The sequence below is a fragment of the Streptomyces sp. NPDC059010 genome (assembly GCF_042740355.1).
Taxonomy (GTDB): domain Bacteria; phylum Actinomycetota; class Actinomycetes; order Streptomycetales; family Streptomycetaceae; genus Streptomyces.
Genome location: NZ_JBHYJA010000034.1, coordinates 61,924 through 80,097, shown reverse-complemented (window position 1 = coordinate 80,097; position 18,174 = coordinate 61,924). Strand labels below are relative to the sequence as shown.

22 protein-coding genes are annotated in these 18,174 nt (G+C 69.0%); 5 read left to right on the top strand and 17 right to left on the bottom strand.

Translation table 11 applies throughout. The features are described from left to right. Position 1 precedes the first annotated feature (1 nt). The 3 genes from ACFWYS_RS31550 to ACFWYS_RS31540 all read right to left on the bottom strand — a co-directional run bounded on the left by ACFWYS_RS31550 (position 2) and on the right by ACFWYS_RS31540 (position 4,116). Positions 2–622, bottom strand: coding sequence for a TetR/AcrR family transcriptional regulator (locus ACFWYS_RS31550; RefSeq protein WP_384776141.1), 621 nt, complete (start codon positions 620–622; stop codon positions 2–4). Positions 623–657: 35 nt separating this feature from the next. After that, on the bottom strand, positions 658–2,793 hold the full coding sequence (locus ACFWYS_RS31545) for a phosphotransferase family protein (protein ID WP_384776139.1): 2,136 nt from the start codon (positions 2,791–2,793) through the stop codon (positions 658–660). A gap of 219 nt (positions 2,794–3,012) precedes the next feature. Next, positions 3,013–4,116 carry a phosphotransferase family protein gene (locus ACFWYS_RS31540; protein WP_384776137.1) on the bottom strand — a complete coding sequence of 368 codons (1,104 nt, stop codon included), beginning with the start codon at positions 4,114–4,116 and terminating at the stop codon, positions 3,013–3,015. Between the two features lie 249 nt (positions 4,117–4,365). Here ACFWYS_RS31540 and ACFWYS_RS31535 point away from each other — a divergent pair, with 249 nt between their 5' ends. Further along, positions 4,366–5,115, top strand: a complete 750-nt coding sequence (locus ACFWYS_RS31535; RefSeq protein ID WP_384776135.1) for an HAD family hydrolase — start codon at positions 4,366–4,368, stop codon at positions 5,113–5,115. 97 nt (positions 5,116–5,212) lie between these two features. Beyond that, the gene (locus ACFWYS_RS31530) at positions 5,213–6,199 is read left to right on the top strand and encodes a hypothetical protein (RefSeq protein WP_384776133.1); all 987 of its coding nucleotides are present in this window, start codon (positions 5,213–5,215) and stop codon (positions 6,197–6,199) included. A 17-nt stretch (positions 6,200–6,216) separates the two neighbouring features. Here ACFWYS_RS31530 and ACFWYS_RS31525 read toward each other — a convergent pair whose 3' ends face one another. Genes ACFWYS_RS31525 through ACFWYS_RS31515 form a run of 3 tightly spaced genes read right to left on the bottom strand, consistent with a single transcriptional unit; the run spans position 6,217 to position 8,348 of the window. Continuing rightward, positions 6,217–6,726 (bottom strand): GntR family transcriptional regulator, encoded by a 510-nt coding sequence (locus ACFWYS_RS31525; protein ID WP_384776131.1) that lies wholly within the window; start codon positions 6,724–6,726, stop codon positions 6,217–6,219. Between the two features lie 6 nt (positions 6,727–6,732). After that, positions 6,733–7,440, bottom strand: a complete 708-nt coding sequence (locus tag ACFWYS_RS31520; RefSeq protein ID WP_384776129.1) for an HAD family hydrolase — start codon at positions 7,438–7,440, stop codon at positions 6,733–6,735. Between the two features lie 29 nt (positions 7,441–7,469). Beyond that, entirely contained in the window at positions 7,470–8,348 is an 879-nt protein-coding gene (locus tag ACFWYS_RS31515; RefSeq protein ID WP_384776127.1) for a winged helix-turn-helix domain-containing protein, read from the bottom strand. 154 nt (positions 8,349–8,502) lie between these two features. Between ACFWYS_RS31515 and ACFWYS_RS31510 the strand changes: the two genes are divergently transcribed. Continuing rightward, the gene (locus ACFWYS_RS31510) at positions 8,503–8,691 is read left to right on the top strand and encodes a hypothetical protein (protein WP_384776125.1); all 189 of its coding nucleotides are present in this window, start codon (positions 8,503–8,505) and stop codon (positions 8,689–8,691) included. A 39-nt stretch (positions 8,692–8,730) separates the two neighbouring features. On the opposite strand, the gene ACFWYS_RS31505 is transcribed toward ACFWYS_RS31510, so the two are convergent. After that, complete coding sequence (locus ACFWYS_RS31505; RefSeq protein ID WP_384776123.1) at positions 8,731–9,648, bottom strand: winged helix-turn-helix domain-containing protein; 918 nt, start codon at positions 9,646–9,648, stop codon at positions 8,731–8,733. Positions 9,649–10,051: 403 nt separating this feature from the next. Further along, positions 10,052–10,669 (bottom strand): aerial mycelium formation protein, encoded by a 618-nt coding sequence (locus ACFWYS_RS31500; protein ID WP_384776121.1) that lies wholly within the window; start codon positions 10,667–10,669, stop codon positions 10,052–10,054. Between the two features lie 158 nt (positions 10,670–10,827). Here ACFWYS_RS31500 and dtd point away from each other — a divergent pair, with 158 nt between their 5' ends. Beyond that, entirely contained in the window at positions 10,828–11,253 is a 426-nt protein-coding gene (dtd, locus tag ACFWYS_RS31495) for a D-aminoacyl-tRNA deacylase (protein ID WP_384776119.1), read from the top strand. Positions 11,254–11,292: 39 nt separating this feature from the next. Here the strand turns inward: dtd and ACFWYS_RS31490 are convergent, their stop codons facing one another. From ACFWYS_RS31490 to ACFWYS_RS31480, 3 genes are read right to left on the bottom strand one after another with little or no spacing between them, the layout of a single operon-like run. Next, complete coding sequence (locus ACFWYS_RS31490; RefSeq protein WP_384776117.1) at positions 11,293–12,258, bottom strand: YgfZ/GcvT domain-containing protein; 966 nt, start codon at positions 12,256–12,258, stop codon at positions 11,293–11,295. Positions 12,259–12,268: 10 nt separating this feature from the next. Continuing rightward, the gene (locus ACFWYS_RS31485; protein WP_272119515.1) at positions 12,269–12,706 is read right to left on the bottom strand and encodes a Fur family transcriptional regulator; all 438 of its coding nucleotides are present in this window, start codon (positions 12,704–12,706) and stop codon (positions 12,269–12,271) included. A 16-nt stretch (positions 12,707–12,722) separates the two neighbouring features. Next, the gene (locus ACFWYS_RS31480; RefSeq protein WP_384776115.1) at positions 12,723–13,298 is read right to left on the bottom strand and encodes an FABP family protein; all 576 of its coding nucleotides are present in this window, start codon (positions 13,296–13,298) and stop codon (positions 12,723–12,725) included. Between the two features lie 229 nt (positions 13,299–13,527). Here ACFWYS_RS31480 and ACFWYS_RS31475 point away from each other — a divergent pair, with 229 nt between their 5' ends. Next, on the top strand, positions 13,528–13,890 hold the full coding sequence (locus tag ACFWYS_RS31475; protein WP_272119511.1) for a DsrE family protein: 363 nt from the start codon (positions 13,528–13,530) through the stop codon (positions 13,888–13,890). Positions 13,891–13,950: 60 nt separating this feature from the next. Here the strand turns inward: ACFWYS_RS31475 and ACFWYS_RS31470 are convergent, their stop codons facing one another. From ACFWYS_RS31470 to ACFWYS_RS31445, 6 genes are all read right to left on the bottom strand, one after another. Continuing rightward, positions 13,951–14,217, bottom strand: coding sequence for a DUF3099 domain-containing protein (locus ACFWYS_RS31470; protein WP_384776113.1), 267 nt, complete (start codon positions 14,215–14,217; stop codon positions 13,951–13,953). Between the two features lie 96 nt (positions 14,218–14,313). Continuing rightward, entirely contained in the window at positions 14,314–14,604 is a 291-nt protein-coding gene (locus ACFWYS_RS31465; RefSeq protein ID WP_384776111.1) for a DUF1416 domain-containing protein, read from the bottom strand. Between the two features lie 64 nt (positions 14,605–14,668). Further along, entirely contained in the window at positions 14,669–15,508 is an 840-nt protein-coding gene (locus tag ACFWYS_RS31460) for a sulfurtransferase (protein ID WP_384776109.1), read from the bottom strand. A gap of 127 nt (positions 15,509–15,635) precedes the next feature. Next, entirely contained in the window at positions 15,636–15,743 is a 108-nt protein-coding gene (locus tag ACFWYS_RS31455; protein WP_384776107.1) for an Ms5788A family Cys-rich leader peptide, read from the bottom strand. 218 nt (positions 15,744–15,961) lie between these two features. Beyond that, positions 15,962–16,699 carry a DUF2993 domain-containing protein gene (locus tag ACFWYS_RS31450; protein WP_384776105.1) on the bottom strand — a complete coding sequence of 246 codons (738 nt, stop codon included), beginning with the start codon at positions 16,697–16,699 and terminating at the stop codon, positions 15,962–15,964. Between the two features lie 170 nt (positions 16,700–16,869). After that, on the bottom strand, positions 16,870–18,174 hold the full coding sequence (locus tag ACFWYS_RS31445) for a hypothetical protein (RefSeq protein WP_384776103.1): 1,305 nt from the start codon (positions 18,172–18,174) through the stop codon (positions 16,870–16,872).

Genomic DNA, 18,174 nt, shown 5'->3' with positions numbered 1-18,174 from the left:
TTTACTCAGGCACTGATCCACTCAGATGTGGCAGTCCCGCCTCCAGCAGCCCGAACGCCCGCTCGGCCGCCGCCACGGCATCCGCCTTCACCTCCGCGACGGACTCCCCGCCGGCGATCCGCCGCCAGTTCTCGTTCGCGAGGATCCGCTGTACGGCGACGATCTGCCCGGCGGCCAGCCGTGCGTCCAGATCCCCGCCGAGCGCCTCGGCGAGCGCGGCCTCCGAACGCTGCTGAAAGGTGTACGCGCGGGCGACGAGAGACGGGGTCCCGTACAGCAGAGAGTGAAAGGCGAGCACCTCGGGATGGTCGTTCAGCCCGGTCACCGGATCGCACCGCTCCAGCCCGTCCAGGAAGTGCCGCCGCAGCGCGGCTACGGGCGCGGGCCCCTCCCGTACGACCCGCGCGGCCTCGTCCTCGTGGTCGGCGAACCGGTACAGGACGAGGTCCTCCTTCGCCGGGAAGTACCGGAAGAGCGTCGGCTTGGAGATCTCCGCGGCGGCGGCCACCTCGGCGACGGAGACGGCGTCGAAGCCCTTCTCCAGGAAGAGGCGGATGGCGGTGTCCGACAGGGTCTGGTACATCCGCCGCTTCTTGCGCTCGCGCAGGCCAACCTCGCTCATGCCGGTGAGCCTACGCTCGGCCCGCGCCGGCGCCCCTATGCCAGGAGGCGGGCGAGGTAGGGGTTGGCCGGGGGGCGGGCGGGCAGGCCGAGGAAGGCGGTGGCGGCGGCGAGGGTCATCGCGAACGAGCCCGCCGCCGTGTCGGGAGCGTTCCGGTCCGCCCTCGTGAGCAGGCGGTCCAGATCCACGTACGCGGAACGGACGATCTCGATGCCCCGGTACGTCCGCCAGTCCTCCTCCCAGTTCCCGGTGCACTCGCCGGGCAGCCCGCGCTGCCAGCGGCGGATCATGCGGTCCCGGATCTCCGGCCTGGTCGGAGTGAGATGCATGTGCCGGACCAGGTCGTAGAGGGGGTCGCCGATCAGTGCCCGGTCCCAGCTGACGAGGGTCACCGCGAGGTGATCGTCGCGGCGCACCAGATGCCGCGGGCCGAGGTCGCCGTGCAGCAGGGACGGTTTGCGCTCACTCATCCGGTGCCCGGACAGGAGCTGGTGCAGACGGCCCGGGGCGGGGAGCCCGACGAAGCGGGCCAACCGCTGTGACGGCTTGGGCAAGTCCCCGACCAGCTCGACGAGTTGGGACGTCAGCCACTCGAAGAACCTGCCGTCCCCGGCGGCCGGGTCGATCTGCCGGTGGCCCACCCCTGTCAGTGCGGCGAGCTGGTCGACCAGTCCGTCGGCCTCGTGCGGGAGCAGACCGTGCACCGGGTGACCCGGGGGCGTCTCGATGTCCCGAGGGCCGACGTAGGTGTGGATCGCGACGGGATCGCCCCGGGAGCACTCGCCCAGCGCCAGGACCCTGGGCACCGCCACCGCGACGCCCGCGTCCTCGATCGCCCTGAGCACCGCGTGTTCGGGAAAGAAGCCACGCTCCCGTCGCCCGGCATCCGTCAGCCTGCGCCGGACCACCACCGGAGGACCACCGTCCGGCCCGGGGACCACCGTGTTGAGATGCGCGGTCCCCTTGAACACCCGGCCCGCCGGGGCCGACCCCTCCGCGAGCAGGGCTTCCCGCACGGCCGCGGCGGGAAAGCCCGGGTGCTCGGGGAGCCGGTGATCCGGCCGCCAGCCGAAGACCTCCGCGCTGCCGTCCCCACCTCTGGCGCCGTCCCCACTACGGGGGCCGTCCCCACCGCCGCTGCCGTCCCGGCCGTCGATGCCGCCGTGCCGGTCAATGCCGCCGTGGCCACGCGCTGCCCGCCACCGGAAGAGGGCCCGTTCGATCTCGTACTCGCTCGGTATGTTCCGCAGCCGGAGCGGCTCCGCCGCATCCTCCAGGGCCCGGCGCACCTCCGCCGTGGCCGCGTCGAGGTTCTTCTGGGTGATCGGTCCCTCCAGCGACCGCGCGGCACGCATGACGTCCGGGTACACGGACTGCGCCCGCTCGAAGGCCACGTAGTGACCCAGATCCCTGGCCAGGCCGGACACCGCCGCGGGCCGGATCCACTGCATGGCGTCGGCCCAGGCGTCGACCACTTCGGCCCACTGGTGGGCCGGGTAGCGCATCCGCACCAGGTGCGTCGCCAGATCGTGCAGCGGATCGCCGTACGTCGCCAGCTCCCAGTCGACGCAGATGAGCGGGGGCAGGCCGTCGTAGGCCATGATCAGGTTGTCGCGGTGCAGATCCGCGTGCAGCAGGCTGTACGGCCGTCTGGCCATGGCCGGGACCCGCTCGGCCAGCCGGGTCAAGGCGTCCTCGGGTATGCCGAGCGCCGCGAACAGCCCGCCGAAGGCAGGCCGGTTGGGCTGCCGGATCTGCCGGTCGGCGAGATGCGCCAGCGTGCGCAGGAAGCCCTGGCTGTCCTTGTCGTCGCTCGGCCAGACCGACGGCAGCGACGGCAGCCGGCCCCGGCGCACCTGGGCCATCCCGGCGAGCAGGCCGGCCAGGGCCTTGACCAGCACGGTGTCGACGGGCTTGCCGTTCTGGGTGACGCTGGACAGCGGCATGCCTTCCACATAGCTGTGGATCGAGACGCCGTCCGCCTCGGCGAGGCACCGCGGCACATGGGGCAGGGCCTCTCCGACGGCCTGGAGGATCCGCGCCTCGTCGTTCCAGGTCCTGATCACCACGGGCAGTGCATCGGCCCGTCGCTCCCGCACGGTCACGGACGTACCCACGTCGAGACCCACCAGCGTGGCCATGGCGTCCGTGAGCGGAACCACGTAGTTCATGTTGTGGTATCCGCTCGTCGCCTGCCCCAGCCTCGCGGCTCGCCGCACGAACTCCCCGACGATGTCGGGCGTAGCGCGCTCCCCGTGTGCAGGACGGGGAGGAGGAGGTGCGCCCACTGGCCGCTCCAGGGTGTCTGGTGTCACGCGGAGGAGAGACGAACGAAAGGTGAAAGCAACACCATAGGACCACAATCACTCACCGCACGGCTCAAGTTGCCGTCAGGTGTCACGAAGTACGCCCGCCGCTTCCCGGGCCCGGCACCATCGGGTGAGTGCGCCCATGATCTGCGCCGGACTCGGCACGAGATCCAGCCCCAGGGGACCGGCGGCGCCCATCAGGATCCGGCGCAACTTCAGCCCCGAGTGGACGAGTTGTCCCCAGTGGGAATCCGGCTCCGAGCCCAGTTTCAGGGCCTCGCGAATGACATCGGTGAACACCGACTGGGCTCTTTTGTAGTCGATGAGCCGGTCCAGATCCTCTTCCATGCCCTTCGCGCTGCCGGGGCGGACCGCTTCCACGGCCGTACGCCACTGCTTCGCCATTCGGCGCGCCTGACGCATCGGATACTGCATCAGATACAGATGTGTGGCCAGGTCGTAGAGCGGATCGCCGACCATCGCGAGTTCCCAGTCGATCGTCCAGAGCAATCGGTCGGGATCGACGATGAAGTTCTCGCGATGGAGGTCGGCATGCAGCAGGCAAAAGGGACGCTCATGGAGACCCGCCACCGTCTTGCGCAGTTGTCCGAACGCATCGGGTTCCACTCCGAGATCCCTGAAAAGGCTCTCGAAGGTCTTCAGGTTCTCCGCATAGACGCGTTCTTCGGTGAAACAGACGAGCCGCTCAAGAAAGCCGTTGGTGTCACCGTCCACCGGCCGGTCCACGGTGTCGCACTTCCGGTCGGCCGCGAGGGCATCGGCGTCCAGGGCCGCCAGCTGGCCGAAGACATCCACGATCTGCCGGAACGCGTCATCGGGAATACCCTGCCCGGACGCGTACATCGACCCGAGGGTGACCCCTTCGATGAAGTGCTGCAATCCACAGCCGTCCACGTCGACGACCTCGGGAATCTGGCGGACATGCCCCCGCAGCGCGGTCAGCAGCTGCTCCTCCGACGCGAAGCAACGCCTGTCGAACCACAGGAGATTGCTGCGAGGTGCGCGGCACTTCCACCGCCCCTGAGCCACTCCGCCCGCCCGCGGGGGCAGCGAGATCACATAGGTCTCGTGGTGGTAGCCCTGAAGTGGTCCCTCGACCGCACCAGGGTCTCCACCGATCTCGACCGCGCGCAGCCGAGCGACGGAATCTGGTTCGGGTGACATGGCCCGTTTCTCTCACCTTGGGGCCTTGCGGCGGGGCACCGGAGTGGCAGCACAGTACTCCGCCGCCCGCGCGTATCGTGCCAGAAACCCGCGACACGTCCGAGCGCCCCTTCCCCACGTCATGACCTGCGACAGGGGCCGTGGCACGACCTGCGGCACGACCGGAGACATGACCGGTGACATGACCTGGGACGCTGGCCGCCCGGCCCGAGGTGGTCCACACTGAATCGGATGACCGGGAGGAGACCCATGGGTGACGCAGCCGGCGAACGGGAAACGCTGCTCGGACTCCTTGAGCACGCGGACGCCGTGTTCCTCGACTTCGACGGGCCCGTCTGCGATCTCTTCGGCGATGCCTCGACCGCACCCGTCGCCCGTGAGATCAAGAAGGCGGTGCGTGCCGTCTGGGACTCCGACCTGGGGCCGGACATCGAGCGCTGCGACGACTCCCACGGCATCCTCCGGCATGTCAGGGACTTGTACGAGGGGCCGCTTCCTGTCCCCCCTCGGCTGCGGGAGGCAATCGCAGAGGCGGAGGAGATCGTGCGGCGGCAGGAGTACGCCGCCATCGACTCGGCCCGCCCGGCGCCGGACGTCACCGGTCTGGTGACGGCACTCCGCGACATGGGGATGCGCCTCGCGATCGTCAGCAACAACGCTCCGGGACCGGTCGAGTCGTACCTGGAACGCAAGGGCCTGCGGTGGGCGTTCAAGGAGGTCATCGGGCGTGACCCGCACGAACCCCGCCATATGAAGCCCCACCCCGACTCCGTCGACCGTGCGCTGGAGTCCCTGGGCGGCCTGCCTCCTTCCGCCTGCGTCCTGATCGGGGACCAGATCACCGATCTCCAGGCCGCCCAGGCCGCGAAGACCCGGTTCATCGGATACACCCGGTACCCGCGGCGGGCAGCGGAGATGCTGGAGCTCGGCGCCGACGCGGTCGTGTCGTCGCACGCTCCCCTCATCGGCGCGGCAGAAGCACTGCGGAAGCCGAACTGACCTTCTGGTGCTGCCGAGTTGGCCCGGGCATCATGGAATGCTCGGAGATCGGCAGGCGTCGTCGCCGCGCATGTCCGCGGCACACAGGGGGTAGCGGGTGTCTCCTCGCGGTCCGGGCACCGACGGCCCGTCCAGACTCGCTCGCGTACGGCACTCACTGAGCGCGTGGAAACCCCGCATCGTCAAGTCGCTGCTGGCCCTGGTGGCCGCGCTGGCCCTCGCGGCCGAGATCATCGAACCGCTCGGAAATCTGCTCAAGGAGCAGAGTTTCCTCGGCGGATCCTTCGCCGCGCTCATCGCCCTCATCCTCTTCGACGCCATCAGCGACTCCGAGTCACGGCAGGAGGCCGACGGCGTCCATGTCATGGCCACCTGGCACGACCTGTTCCGCCCGATGCGCGAGACGTTCGAGGCACGGCACATTCGCATCGACTTCTCCGGGTTCACGATGGAGACACTGCTCACGCTGCTCAGGCCGTCCCTGGAAAAGCTGGCCGACGAGGAAGCGCACACACAGGAGTTGACCCTGCGCATCATCATCGCGCACCTCAATCTGCCGATGAGCCTCCCCGGCAAACTGGAACCCGCTCCCCCGAGCGCCGGACTCCCCGCCGGCACGCTGTACTTCGCCGACTCCACCGAGAACCGCGAACGGATGCGGGACGCTTTCACCAAGCCCAACTGGAACGAACTCAAGCGTCTCCTGGACCGGGTGCGTGAACGCAATCCCCGTCTCACCATCACGTGCGAGGTACGGGAGTCGCCGCAGATTCCGGAGCGGAAGCTGTACATCTTCAACCAGGAGAAGGTCTTCCACCAGCCGTACGGCATCAAGGACCGGACCATTTCCTGGCGCGAGGACGACGTCCGCATTCTCGACACCGAGGGCTTCGGACACCGGTACGGAAAGGCCCGCGTCGTCGGCTGGGACATGCGGTCCACGTCCCGGGAGACTCAGGAGATAGCGGAGCACCATATGGAGTGGCACCGGAACCTGTGGGAGAAACTGGAGTACATAAAGCCCCGCAATCCGGTCATCGCCGAGCCGCGCTGGGTTCCTCCGGAGGTGCGGGGCGCTCGGTAGCGGCTTGGGACCGAGCGCTATTGGGCGAGCAGGTTCCAGAGCGAGTCGAACCACCTCTGCATGGTGCCCACGAAGACCGTGCCCGGGGAGTTCGGATCGTCGTCCTTCACGTGGTGGGTGAGGGTGGCGCCGAGGACGAGCACGTCGAGCGCGACGACTTCCTCATCGGGTTCCAGCTCGATCCTCCGCTCGATCACCTCGTACGGCCCCTGCAGCGCTTCGACGCCGTTGAGCAGGTAGGGCTTGGAGGTCGGGGCCGGCGGCACATGGCGGATCTGTAAATCGACCGACGGCACCACCCCCAGGTTGGAGAGGGAATTCAATGACAGCCGCAGCGAGGCGGTGTGCCGCTCGGTGATGTCCCGCTGGACGGTGTCCCGGGACACCGCGAACTCCTCGGCGAGGTCTCGCTGGGAAGGCAGGAAGGAACCCCGTACATAGGTCCCGTCGGTCATACGGACGCGCAACTCGTCGGCGATCCGGAGGAATTCCCTGCCGTCGATGCCGCCGGTCGGCTCCGCATCCACCCGGCTTCAGCCCTCTCCCCTGACCACCCGCAGCAACGGCAGCAGCGACGCCACGACATGCGACGCTCCCGCGTCGCTCAGCAGCTTCTCCTTGCGCTCGTTACGCGCGTAGCCGAGGAACGGAACGCCGGCCTCGCGGGCGGCCTGGCAGTCGGTGGGGGCGTCGCCGATGAACAGGGCTCCGGCCGGGGCCACTCCCATGGCGTGCAGGGCGCGGTTGAGGTAGTGCGGGTGGGGCTTGAGGTACTGGAGTTCCTGGGTGCGGCCGTAGATGTGGGGCTGGAAGCAGTCGAGCAGCCCGCGGTCCGCGAGATAGGCGCGGACCACCTGAGGGGAGTTGTTCGTCACGATGGCCGGCCGCGCGCCGACCGCCGTCCAGGTGCGTATCAGCGGGTCGGCGTAAGGGGTGGGCAGCGACGAGGGGACGGCCCGCAGCTCCTCCTGGGTGAGACGTTCCTCCAGCTCCGCGACCAGGTCACTGTCCGGGTGCCGGCGATCGACGGCACGCAGGACGGCATGAGGGTCGGCGGTGTCCCGTTCGGCGCCGGACAGCAGGCCGTGCAGGCCCCGTACCTCCAGCCAGGCCACCAGGTCGTTCGCGACCCGCTCGGCCTTGTGGCCGGCGAACAGCCGACAGATCGGCCCGTCGAAGTCCCAGAGGACCACACGGACAGGACCGATCAGATCACGCAGGTTCTCGGTCTGTGCCGCCACAGGTTCAGTCCGCTTCGCATCAGAAGTCACTAGGAGAGTGTCAGGTCCGTCGTGATGGTTTCCCAGAGGGCGTCGAACCACTTCTGGGATTCCTCCACGAACGCGGCGTCGCGCTGTCCGGCCTGTCGTACGAAGGAGAAGAGCAGGGACTGGGAGCCCAGGGCGTCGTACATGTCCAGGGTGCGGCTCTCGTACTCCTCCTGGCGTTCGGTGAGGACGTAGTAGCCGATCAGCGCTTCGTCGCCGTTGAGGAGGTAGAGCTTCACCGGCGGGGTGAACGGCAGGGCGCGGAAGGTGACCCGGACGTCGATGCCGTGGGTCGCGCGCACGGCCTGGAGGTTGTGCCGCAGCACCTGGGCCTGGGCGTTGCGCATCTCCAGCCACCGCTTGTGGACCGGGTCGTCGTCCTCCCGGCCCTCCACCAGCACCGGGAACGCCAGATGGATGTCCCGCGACGGCAGCAGGATGCGGGCCTCGATCGACTCGGGGCGGATCGAGCCCTCGTGGATCTGGCGGAGCGGCTCACCGAGGGCCAGCATCAGGGTCTCGGAGGTGTGGCATACGACGTCCACGCGGACGTGCGGTGCGGCGAACGCCTCCCCCAGCCGGGGGGCGAGGCCGACCATCGTCGGCTGCGGGGCGCCCCGGGTGGGGGCCGGGAGGGCGATGCGCGGCGGGCTGCCCTTGCTGACGTTGGTGAGCAGACCGTCCTCCTGGAGCGCGCGCAGGGCCTGGCGTACGGCGCCTCGCTCCACGCCGAACTCCTCGGCCAGTTCGGCCTGGGTGGGCAGGCGGTCGCCCGCCTTGAGCTCTCCGACGCGGATCCGTTCCCGCAGGATGTCCGCGATCTCCTGGGGCGAGAGTCTCCTGCTGCCGTTCACTGCCACGTTCTCCTGAGTCACGACCAAACGCTACAACTCGCACCTATCTAGCGGGAGTTGTTTGAGAGTTGTTTCAAAGTAGGGGCCAAGTGGGGACAACTTAGTCAGAGTTGGCGTCAAGTTGGTTTGAGTTGGCGGAAGTAATCCTTCCATCCCCAGGATCCTGAAGGAGGAAACACCGATGCCCGTCCTCGCGCTCCTCTCCGCCGTCTTCGTCGTCGGCGTCGAACAGACCCTCCAGTGGAAGTACGGAACCACCGGCATCATCGGCCTACTGCTGCTCACGATAGGCATCAAGGCCAAGAACCCCGCTATCAGTTCGATGGGGGCCGTCGTCCTCGCGATCCTGGTGTCGGGGCCCGCCCTATGAGTCTCGACGAACACCCAGGTCAAACGCTGTGGGAGACGATCAGCTCGTGAGCACCAGCTCCGAACTGATCGTCTCCCACAGTGCGTTGAACCACACATGCGACTGCTCCACGAACGTCGTGTCCCGCAGCGCGGCCCCCTGCTCGAAGGCGAACAGCATCGACTGGATGCCCGGGGCGTCGTACATCTCCAGGTGCCGGTGGTCGATCTCCACCTCGCTGCGGGCCACCGTGTAGTAGGCGAAGAGCGCCTCCGCGCCGTTGAGCAGATACAGCTTCACCGGCGGAGTGAACGGCAGCGCACGGAAGCTGACCTGGACATCGATGCCGTGCGTGGCACGCAGCGCCAGCAGATTGTGCCGGAGCACCTGCCCCTGGGCGTTGCGCTGGGCCAGCCAGCGGCGCCGTAACTGTGCGTCGTCGTCGGCCGAGTCGCCCACCGGGGTGGGGAAGGCGAGCGGGATGTCCCGGCTGGGCAGCAGGACACGGACGTCGACCTTGGCCGGATTCAGCTGTCCGACATGGATCTGGCGGAGCGGTTCGCCGATGGCGAGCGTGAGGGAGACCGAGGTCAGACACAGGGCGTCGATCTCGACGTGCGGGGCCGCGAAGGCGGCGGCGATACGCGGGGCGAGGGCCACCATGGTGGACTGCGGCGGTGCTCCGGGGCCGGTCAGCGCCGTTCTGCCGAGGTCGGGCGCGACGGTGGCCGGCGCTCCCTTGGAGACGTTGGTGAGCAGGTGCTCCGACTGCAGAATCCGCAGGGCCTGCCGTACGGCTCCGCGCTCGATGCCGAATTCATCGGCCAGCTTGGCCTGGGTGGGCATGCGCTGACCGGGCCGCAACTCACCCGAGGTGATCCGGGCGCGCAGCTCGTCGGCCACCTCCCGGTGTGACTTCTGTGGCCGCTGTGACCTCTTCCGCCCATTGACGGAGGCGTGTTTCGGCTCCACGACCAAACACTACAACTTCCCGCCATCTTTAGGCAGTTCCTGGGAAGGTGGTTATGAGACGCTTCCAAGCGGTCATAAGTACAGTGAAGTTGGTCGCCAACTTCAACAACATGGTCAAACTTCAGGAAGGTTGGCCATCCGAGTCGGCTCCAGGTTCGGCTGGCCGGGCTCCCTTCCGGAGGGGAGCCGGGAGCCCGGTCGGTCAGCACAGTCACAACTTCACAGCGACAACTGAACATCGACGGCACAGCCACAACTGAACAGCTCGCTACGGATGAGCAGACCTGTCATCGGCAGGGAGGAGGGCTCAGTGGCTGTCCGGGCACCGCGGTCGCCCGGACGTACGAAGCGGGGCGTCGGCCATCCGGGCGGCGCCCGCTCGTTCTTCTCGGCTACGTCAGGAGGTCGGCTACGTCAGCAGGTCGTCCACCTGGGCCTCGCCGTCCCGGTAGCGTCGCGCGATCTCCGCGCTGCAGTCGTCGGCCGTCCGCTGCAACCGCTGGCGGCGCCGCGACACCTGCTGCTCGTAGCGCACGAGCCGCCCCATCGCGGTGTTCAGCTCGACGTCCGTACGTGCCTCCAGGTCGGACAGTTCGACCTCCGCCAGCATCTCCGCCGCCAACCGCCGGTACTCCTCGCTCTGCGGGGTGCCCAGGGTCACATGGCGGGCCGAGGAGCGGTGGCGGGCCGGTGCGTCGGTCAGGATCTCCGGGAGACGGTCCACGACGGACGCCGCGCCGGCCGGGGAGCGGCGCGCCAGCTCCGCCCGCAGGATGTCGATCCGCCCCTGCAGCAGACGTCGTACATAACTCAGGTCCGCCTCGTCGCGCTGGGCGTCGCGGCGCAGGGTGCGCAGCTCCGGCAGGCTGAGTACGGTCAGATCGAGCTCGGGCGGATCCACGGGCAGCCGTGGACCCGGGCCCGGGTCGTCGGCGGTGCGTTGTGTGGGCGGGCGGATGCCGTCCAGGTTGGCCGCCTGGTTCAACACGACAGCCGCAGGCGGCTGCCCGGTACTCGGTGTGCTCATATGCCTCTACCGTCCCCTCGACCGGCGCGTGGAAGCATGGTGCCATCCCAACTGGCCGCTATGTGACCGAGTGCCCATGAACAGCCCCAGATGGGGGGTTAAGGAAACAAAAAGAAGCCCCTTACGAGGCAGTCTCGCGCACACGGCATGATGGCGGCATGCGAGCTGTGGTGCAGAGAGTGGACGGCGCGAGCGTCGTCGTGGACGGCGAGACGGTCGGGGAGATCAGCGGCGAAGGGCTGTGCGTCCTCGTCGGGGCGACCCACGAGGACACCAAGGAGAAGGCCGCCCAACTCGCCCGCAAACTCTGGTCGATCCGCATGCTGAACGACGAGAGGTCGTGCAGCGACATCGACGCCCCGCTCCTGGTCATCAGCCAGTTCACCCTCTACGGCGACGCCCGCAAGGGCCGCCGCCCGACCTGGAACGCCGCCGCCCCCGGCGACATCGCCGAGCCCCTGGTCGACGAGGTCGTCGCCCAACTCCGCGCCCTGGGCGCCACGGTGGCGACGGGCCGTTTCGGCGCCAAGATGCGGGTGTCCTTGACGAACGACGGCCCGTTCACCGTGCTGCTGGAGATGTAGTCGTACGACTTACGACCACGACCACGACCACGGCTACGGCTACGGCTCGACGACCACTTCCTGCGCGGCCGCGGTCTCCCCGGCCAGCAGCCTCGCGTCCAGCGGCACGTTCCGCTTGACCAGCGCGAGCGCGACCGGGCCGAGTTCGTGGTGGCGTACGGACGTCGTGATGAAGCCGATCTTGCGGCCGTCGGGTTCCTCGTCGGCCAGCCGGATCTCGGTGCCGTGCGCGGGCACGTGGACCTCGCTGCCGTCCAGGTGCAGGAAGACCAGCCGGCGCGGCGGCTTGCCGAGGTTCTGGACGCGGGCCACCGTCTCCTGGCCGCGGTAGCAGCCCTTCTGCAGATGCACCGCGGTGCCGATCCAGCCCAGCTCGTGCGGGATGGTGCGGTGGTCGGTCTCGAAGCCGAGGCGCGGGCGGTGGTGCTCGACCCGCAGCGCCTCGTGGGCCAGGATCCCGGCCGGCGGGCCCGCCTTCTCGGCGTACGACTCCAGGTCGGCCCGGGGCAGGAAGAGGTCACGGCCGTACGCCGTCTCGCGTACGGCGACGCCCTCCGGCACCTCGGCGATCGAACCCGCGGGCAGATGGACGACCGCGCGATCGGCCGTCCGGTCGGCGACCTCGACCCGGTAGAAGAACTTCATCGACTCCAGGTACGCGATCAGCGCCTCCTGGGTGCCGGGCTCGACATGGGCCCAGACCGTCGTCCCGTCGTCCACCAGATACAGCGCGTGCTCGATATGGCCGTGCGCGGAGAGGATCAGCGCCTCGGTGGCCTCACCGGTCGGCAGGTCGCTGACGTGCTGGGTGAGCAGCAGATGCAGCCAGCTCAGCCGGTCGTCGCCGGAGACGGCCACGACCCCGCGGTGCGAGAGGTCGACGAATCCGGTGCCGTCGGCGAGGGCACGCTGCTCGCGGAACAGATCGCCGTAGTGGGCGGCGACGCCTTCGTCCACACCCTCGGCGGGCACGGCTCCGGGCAGGGACAGCAGAGGGCTCTTCATATGACTAACCCTACGACTCGGTAGTTGAACTCTTCAGCGCACAGTCCTTGCACCGGCCGAAGATCGCGAAGTGCTTCATGTCCGTGTCGAACCCGAAGGTCTGCCGCAGTTTCGCCGTGAACTCCGCGGCCACCGACACATCGGCCTCGATGACGTTCTGGCAGTCGCGGCACACCAGGTGGATGTGATGGTGCCGGTCCGCCAGGTGATACGTCGGCGCGCCGTGCCCCAGATGGGCGTGGCTGACCAGCCCCAGCTCCTCCAGGAGCTCCAGGGTCCGGTACACGGTGGAAATGTTGACCCCCGACGCCGTCTTCCTCACTTCCACGAGGATGTCGTCGGGGGTCGCGTGCTCAAGGGTGTCCACGGCTTCGAGCACGAGTTGCCGCTGCGGCGTCAGCCGGTAGCCGCGCTGCCTGAGGTCGCTCTTCCAGTCGGTGCTCACCACACCGACGAGTCTAGGCCTACTTGAAAAAGGCGATCCCGTCGTCCGGCATGTCGTCGGGCAGGGCCTTGGCCCAGCGCTCGACATCCTCCGGGGTGACGACCTTCTTCAGGTGTGCCGACATGTAGGGGCGCAGCTCGACCTCGGGGGTCTGCTTCTCGCCGACCCACATCAGGTCGCTCTTGACGTAGCCGTACAGGCGCTTGCCGCCGGTGTACGGGCCGGAGGCCGCCGTGCGGGCCACCGCGTCCGTGACCAGGTCGATCTGCGGCTTCTTGGCCGCCATCTCGCCATACCAGATCTCGACGACGCCGTCGTCGCGGACCATCGTGACCTCGACCTTGCGGTCGGCGTCGATGCGCCAGAAGCCGTGCTCGGTCTCCAGCGGCCTGACCTTGTTGCCGTCGTTGTCCAGGACCCAGGTGTGGGACTGGTACTCCAGGAAGTCACGGCCGTCGTGCGTGAAGGCGACCTCCTGCCCGAAGTTGCACTTCTCGGACCCCGGGAAGTCGTGCACGCCCGCGCCCGCCCAGTTGCCGAGCAGGAAGGCGAGGGGGACCAGGTCCTTGTGGAGGTCGGACGGAATCTCGATCATGAGCAGCTCAGAAGTCTCGTAAGTCGGTGAACGCGGCGATCCGGGTCAGCGCTGGCCCTGGTACAGCTTCTTCACGGTCAGCCCGGCGAATGCGAGGACGCCGACGCAGACCAGTGCCAGCAGTGCTTCGAAGAAGATCTCCACGGGGTGCTCCTTGGTGAGCGAGGGTGCGGTTGCACAAGGCCGTGGCCAAGCTTACGCGGGCGCCCGCGGCACTACGATTCCGGCTATGGCGAAGAAGCTCGTGATCAAGGTGACGGCGGGGGCCGATGCCCCCGAACGCTGTTCGCAGGCGTTCACGGTGGCGGCGGTGGCCGTGGCGAGCGGGGTCGAGGTGTCGCTGTGGCTGACGGGCGAGTCCGCCTGGTTCGCCCTGCCGGGCCGCGCCGCCGAGTTCGAGCTGCCGCACGCCGCCCCGCTGCCCGACCTGATCGACGCGATCCTGGCCGGCGGCCGGCTCACCCTGTGCACCCAGTGCGCGGCCCGCCGGGACATCACGGAGAAGGACCTGATCGAGGGCGTACGGATCGCGGGCGCGCAGGTCTTCGTACAGGAGGCGCTCGGCGACGAGACGCAGGCGCTCGTCTACTGAGACCGGGGGCGCACCGCTACCGCGACCGGGGCGCGCCGCTACTGCGACCGGGGCGCGGCTCTACTGCGATCGGGGGCGTTTCTTGCCGTCCAGCTCGTCCCACCACTCGTCGGACTTGGGGTCGCCGGACGGGTCGTCCCACCAGCGGTCCTCCGGTCCCCGCCGGTTGGCGACCATCGCGGCGAGCGGCGGGATGACCATGGCGACCACACACATCCCGACGGCCACCGGCACCGACCACAGGCGCACGACACCCCACGCCAGGACGAAGAGCGTGATGCACGTCCCCATCATGGCGAAGTACATATGACGTCGCCGTGCGTACATGCTTCAAGGGTAGGTCCGGGTACGCCGAAGGGGCCGCACCTCGGGCGTCCAACCCGGTTGAGGTGCGGCCCCTCGGCCGTCACTTGTCCCTCGCGGTCAGACCGCGATGGCGACCTCGGCGAGAGCGCCCTTCTCGGCGACGACGACCGTGCGGTCGGCGGTGGCGCCGGGGATGAGCGCACGTACGGTCCAGGTGCCCTCGGCCGCGTAGAAGCGGAACTGGCCCGTGGCGGAGGTGGGGACCTCCGCGGTGAACTCGCCGGTCGAGTCCAGCAGACGGACGTAGCCCGTCACCGGCTCGCCGTCGCGGGTCACCTGACCCTGGATCGTGGTCTCACCGGGCTTGATCGTCGAGGCGTCGGGGCCGCCGGCCTTCGCTCCACACATGTCTTTCTCCAAGAGGGGTCTGACCGGAAGGAAGGCCGGTCGGGGGTTACGAGAGGGTTGGGACTTACTTGTTGGCGCCGAGCTCGATCGGAACGCCGACCAGGGAGCCGTACTCGGTCCAGGAGCCGTCGTAGTTCTTGACGTTCTCCACACCGAGCAGCTCGTGCAGCACGAACCAGGTCAGCGCGGAGCGCTCACCGATACGGCAGTAGGCGATGGTGTCCTTCGCCAGGTCCACCTGCTCCTCGGCGTAGAGCTCCTTGAGCTCGTCGTCCGACTTGAACGTGCCGTCGTCGTTGGCGTTCTTCGACCACGGGATGTTGCGGGCGCTCGGGACGTGGCCCGGGCGCTGCGACTGCTCCTGCGGCAGGTGGGCCGGGGCGAGCAGCTTGCCGGAGAACTCGTCGGGCGAGCGGACGTCGACGAGGTTCTGCGAGCCGATCGCGGCGACGACGTCGTCACGGAAGGCGCGGATGGACTTGTTCTGCGGCTTGGCCTTGTAGTCGGTGGTGGCCCGCTCCGGGACCTCCTCGACCAGCTCGCGGGCGTCCAGCTCCCACTTCTTGCGGCCGCCGTCGAGGAGCTTGACGTTCTCGTGGCCGTAGAGCTTGAAGTACCAGTAGGCGTAGGAGGCGAACCAGTTGTTGTTGCCGCCGTAGAGGATCACCAGGGTGTCGTTGGCGATGCCCTTCGCCGACAGGAGCTTCTCGAAGCCCTCCTGGTCGATGAAGTCGCGGCGGACCGGGTCCTGCAGGTCCTTGGTCCAGTCGATGCGGATCGCGTTCCTGATGTGGTTCTTCTCGTAGGCGGACGTGTCTTCGTCCACCTCCACGATCGCGATGTTGGCGTTGTCCAGGTTGTCCTGGACCCACTCGGCGTCGACGAGGACGTCGCTGCGGCTCATGCTCTTCTCTCCTCCGGGGCAGTTACGGCGGGGCGTGCGAGTGCGGTGGGGTGCGCTCGCTCATGCCGAGACGGCGCACCTGTGCCCTGGTCAGGGCGTGGGGAAACGCAGAAGTCGGAGCTTCCGCTCAGAAGGGGCGACAGAGCATGGCGGCAACGCGGCACAGGTCTACTGCCCGCCGCTTCGTGAGATCCGCCTGTCCCCGCGACCGGAGGACGCTTGTCGAACACTGCATGGGCTCGATCGTAGGGACGGACAGGCGGGCGTGTCACCGGCGTGTCGCATCCTGAGACGGGATCGTCCGGGATGTGGGATTGAATCACTGCCGAGGGCGCACGGAGGTGGTCTCCGCGCGCCTGCTCCGGCGATCACATCTACGGTACGGACGGAGCCGTCTCGCCAGTCGGACACACGGCGTTCAAGCGGTGTGCCGACCCGCGTACTACCCGCGGGCTACCCCGCGAGGCGGACGTTCGAACCCCGCACCGTGATCTCGACGCCGGTCTTCGCCGCCTGGACCTTGTCGAGCTGGATGCCGCCGGGCAGGCCCTCGATGTTCTGCTGGAAGTCGGTGATCGCACGGGCCTTGGCCTCGGCGATGTCGACGCCGCCGAAGTTGGGCAGCGTGTCGGCCTTCACCCGCACGGTGTCGCCCTGGGCGGTGACCGAGCTCAGGACGTAGACCGGCTCGGGCAGCTTGGTGCCGAGGACGGTGGCCTCCACAGCGACCTTGATCTTGCCGTTGCCGCCGTCGGAGAGGCCGATGACGCTGGCGGTGACGCCGGGGGCGACCTGGGTGGGCTCGGACTTGGCGGTCTTCAGCAGTTCGGCGTAGGTGATGGACGCGGTGCCGGTGGCGGTGGCCGCGGTGGCGGAGCTGTAGTCGCCGGAGAACTCGACGCCCTTCATGTTCGCCTTGAGGTCGTCGATCCGGATCGTCTTGCCGTTGGTGCCGGCGGTGGCCTCGTAGTCCTTGATGCCGACCTCGACGTCGTCCAGGGTGCCGCTCGCGACCTGGGTCAGGAACGGAAAGCCCTTGATCGACACGTCGGGCGCGGTGGCGAGGTTCTCGGTGTTCTGGAGCTTGCCGGCCGCCTCGTCCTCGGCGAACCCGACGGCCAGCCGGTCGGCCAGCACGAAGAGGCCGCCGAGTATCACGACGACGATCAGCAGTATCCGCAGGGCGCGCATGTTGTGGTGTTCCCCCCACCTTGGCGGTCATCAACGACGTTGGTCTTGACGGTCATGACGGTCAACGACGGCTGGTGGCCGTCATGCGTGAGGGTAACGCCGCACCGGGGGTTGACCGGCGAATTGTGGATCATCTGTAACAGGTACCTGGGGCGAGGAGCCCCTGGAACTCAGACCAGCGCGCGGCCCAGCACGTACACCGCCGGTGCCGCCGCCGCCAGCGGCAGGGCGACGCCCGCCGTGAAGTGGACGAACCTGGACGGGTAGTCGTAGGAGGCCACCCGATGGCCGATCAGCGCGCACGCCGCGGCGCCCGCCCCGAGCAGCGCCCCGCCCGCGCCGACCCCGGTCATGGCACCCCCGGCGACGCCCGCCCCGGCCGCCGCGAGCAGCGAGACCACCACGGAGGCCGGCGTCGGCAGCGGCAGGGCCCGGGCCAGGACGGCCACCGCGACCGCCAGCGCCCCGACGGTCACCGCGTCCGCCGCCGCCGCGAGGAATCCGCCCGCGACGATCGCCAGCGCGGCCGAGACGACCGTCGCCATCAGGCCGTACATCCGCTCGTCCGGATCGGCGTGCGAGCGCAGTTGCAGGACCAGCGACAGCAGCACCCACACGCCCAGCGTGCCGAGGATCGCGGCCGGCGCGTGGTCGGACGCCAGCAGCGCCACGTCCGCCGTCAGCGCCCCCGCGAAGGCCAGCGCGATGCCCTGCCGGGCGGGCCACATGCCGTTCAGCCGGAACCAGCCCGCCGCGGTCAGCGCCTGGAGGGCGACCAGGGGCAGCAGGAGGGCGTACGAACCGACCGCCGCCGCCCCCGCGAGCAGCAGCCCCAGCAGCGCCGTGAGCGCGGCCGGCTGCATCCCCGGCTCGATGATCGGGGACCGGCCCTCCAGCCGGGCCCGCTGGGCGTCCGTGATGCGGGCGTTGCCGGAAACCGTCGCGGGGCCGTAGCCGTCGGCGTCGTCGCCCGGCTGAACATCCGCAGCCGCGTCAGTATCCGTGTCCGTGACCGGCGCGGGGGCCTGAATCCGCGCCCCGCTCTGCGCCTGCGCGCGGGGCTGGAACTGGGCCTGTGACTGAGCCTGAGCGTGGGAGTGGGCGTGGGGGTGGGGGTGGGCCTGCGCCTGGGCGGGAGGCTGCTGCCGCCCCTGCTGATGCTGTGCACCGTCCCAGCCTTGCTGCCCGGACCATGCCTGCGGCGGCGCGGACTGCTGCTGCGGGTACGACGACGTCTGCGCGGCCGAGCCCGAGGTCATCGGCGGCTGCACCTGGGTCTCCCAGGTCTGCCCCTGCCATTGCTGGGTGTACTGCTGGGCGGCCTGCGCGTCGTCGTGCGGCTGCTGCTGTCCGGGCCATGCCTGCGGCGCGGGCTGCTGGTGCTGCGGATACGGGTCATACCCGTCGTACCCCTGACCCTGGCCATGGCTCTGGCCCTGCCCATGGCCCTGTCCCTGATACGGCTGGTCGCTCAT

Excerpts from the sequence above, each read along its gene's own strand:
- ACFWYS_RS31550 (WP_384776141.1), bottom strand. The coding sequence starts at position 622 with ATGAGCGAGGTTGGCCTGCGCGAGCGCAAGAAGCGGCGGATGTACCAG.
- ACFWYS_RS31545 (WP_384776139.1), bottom strand. The coding sequence starts at position 2,793 with ATGAACTACGTGGTTCCGCTCACGGACGCCATGGCCACGCTGGTGGGT.
- ACFWYS_RS31540 (WP_384776137.1), bottom strand. The coding sequence starts at position 4,116 with ATGTCACCCGAACCAGATTCCGTCGCTCGGCTGCGCGCGGTCGAGATC.
- ACFWYS_RS31535 (WP_384776135.1), top strand. The coding sequence starts at position 4,366 with ATGGGTGACGCAGCCGGCGAACGGGAAACGCTGCTCGGACTCCTTGAG.
- ACFWYS_RS31510 (WP_384776125.1), top strand. The coding sequence starts at position 8,503 with ATGCCCGTCCTCGCGCTCCTCTCCGCCGTCTTCGTCGTCGGCGTCGAA.
- ACFWYS_RS31500 (WP_384776121.1), bottom strand. The coding sequence starts at position 10,669 with ATGAGCACACCGAGTACCGGGCAGCCGCCTGCGGCTGTCGTGTTGAAC.
- dtd (WP_384776119.1), top strand. The coding sequence starts at position 10,828 with ATGCGAGCTGTGGTGCAGAGAGTGGACGGCGCGAGCGTCGTCGTGGAC.
- ACFWYS_RS31490 (WP_384776117.1), bottom strand. The coding sequence starts at position 12,258 with ATGAAGAGCCCTCTGCTGTCCCTGCCCGGAGCCGTGCCCGCCGAGGGT.
- ACFWYS_RS31480 (WP_384776115.1), bottom strand. The coding sequence starts at position 13,298 with ATGATCGAGATTCCGTCCGACCTCCACAAGGACCTGGTCCCCCTCGCC.
- ACFWYS_RS31475 (WP_272119511.1), top strand. The coding sequence starts at position 13,528 with ATGGCGAAGAAGCTCGTGATCAAGGTGACGGCGGGGGCCGATGCCCCC.
- ACFWYS_RS31470 (WP_384776113.1), bottom strand. The coding sequence starts at position 14,217 with ATGTACGCACGGCGACGTCATATGTACTTCGCCATGATGGGGACGTGC.
- ACFWYS_RS31465 (WP_384776111.1), bottom strand. The coding sequence starts at position 14,604 with ATGTGTGGAGCGAAGGCCGGCGGCCCCGACGCCTCGACGATCAAGCCC.
- ACFWYS_RS31460 (WP_384776109.1), bottom strand. The coding sequence starts at position 15,508 with ATGAGCCGCAGCGACGTCCTCGTCGACGCCGAGTGGGTCCAGGACAAC.
- ACFWYS_RS31455 (WP_384776107.1), bottom strand. The coding sequence starts at position 15,743 with ATGCAGTGTTCGACAAGCGTCCTCCGGTCGCGGGGACAGGCGGATCTC.
- ACFWYS_RS31450 (WP_384776105.1), bottom strand. The coding sequence starts at position 16,699 with ATGCGCGCCCTGCGGATACTGCTGATCGTCGTCGTGATACTCGGCGGC.
- ACFWYS_RS31445 (WP_384776103.1), bottom strand. The coding sequence starts at position 18,174 with ATGAGCGACCAGCCGTATCAGGGACAGGGCCATGGGCAGGGCCAGAGC.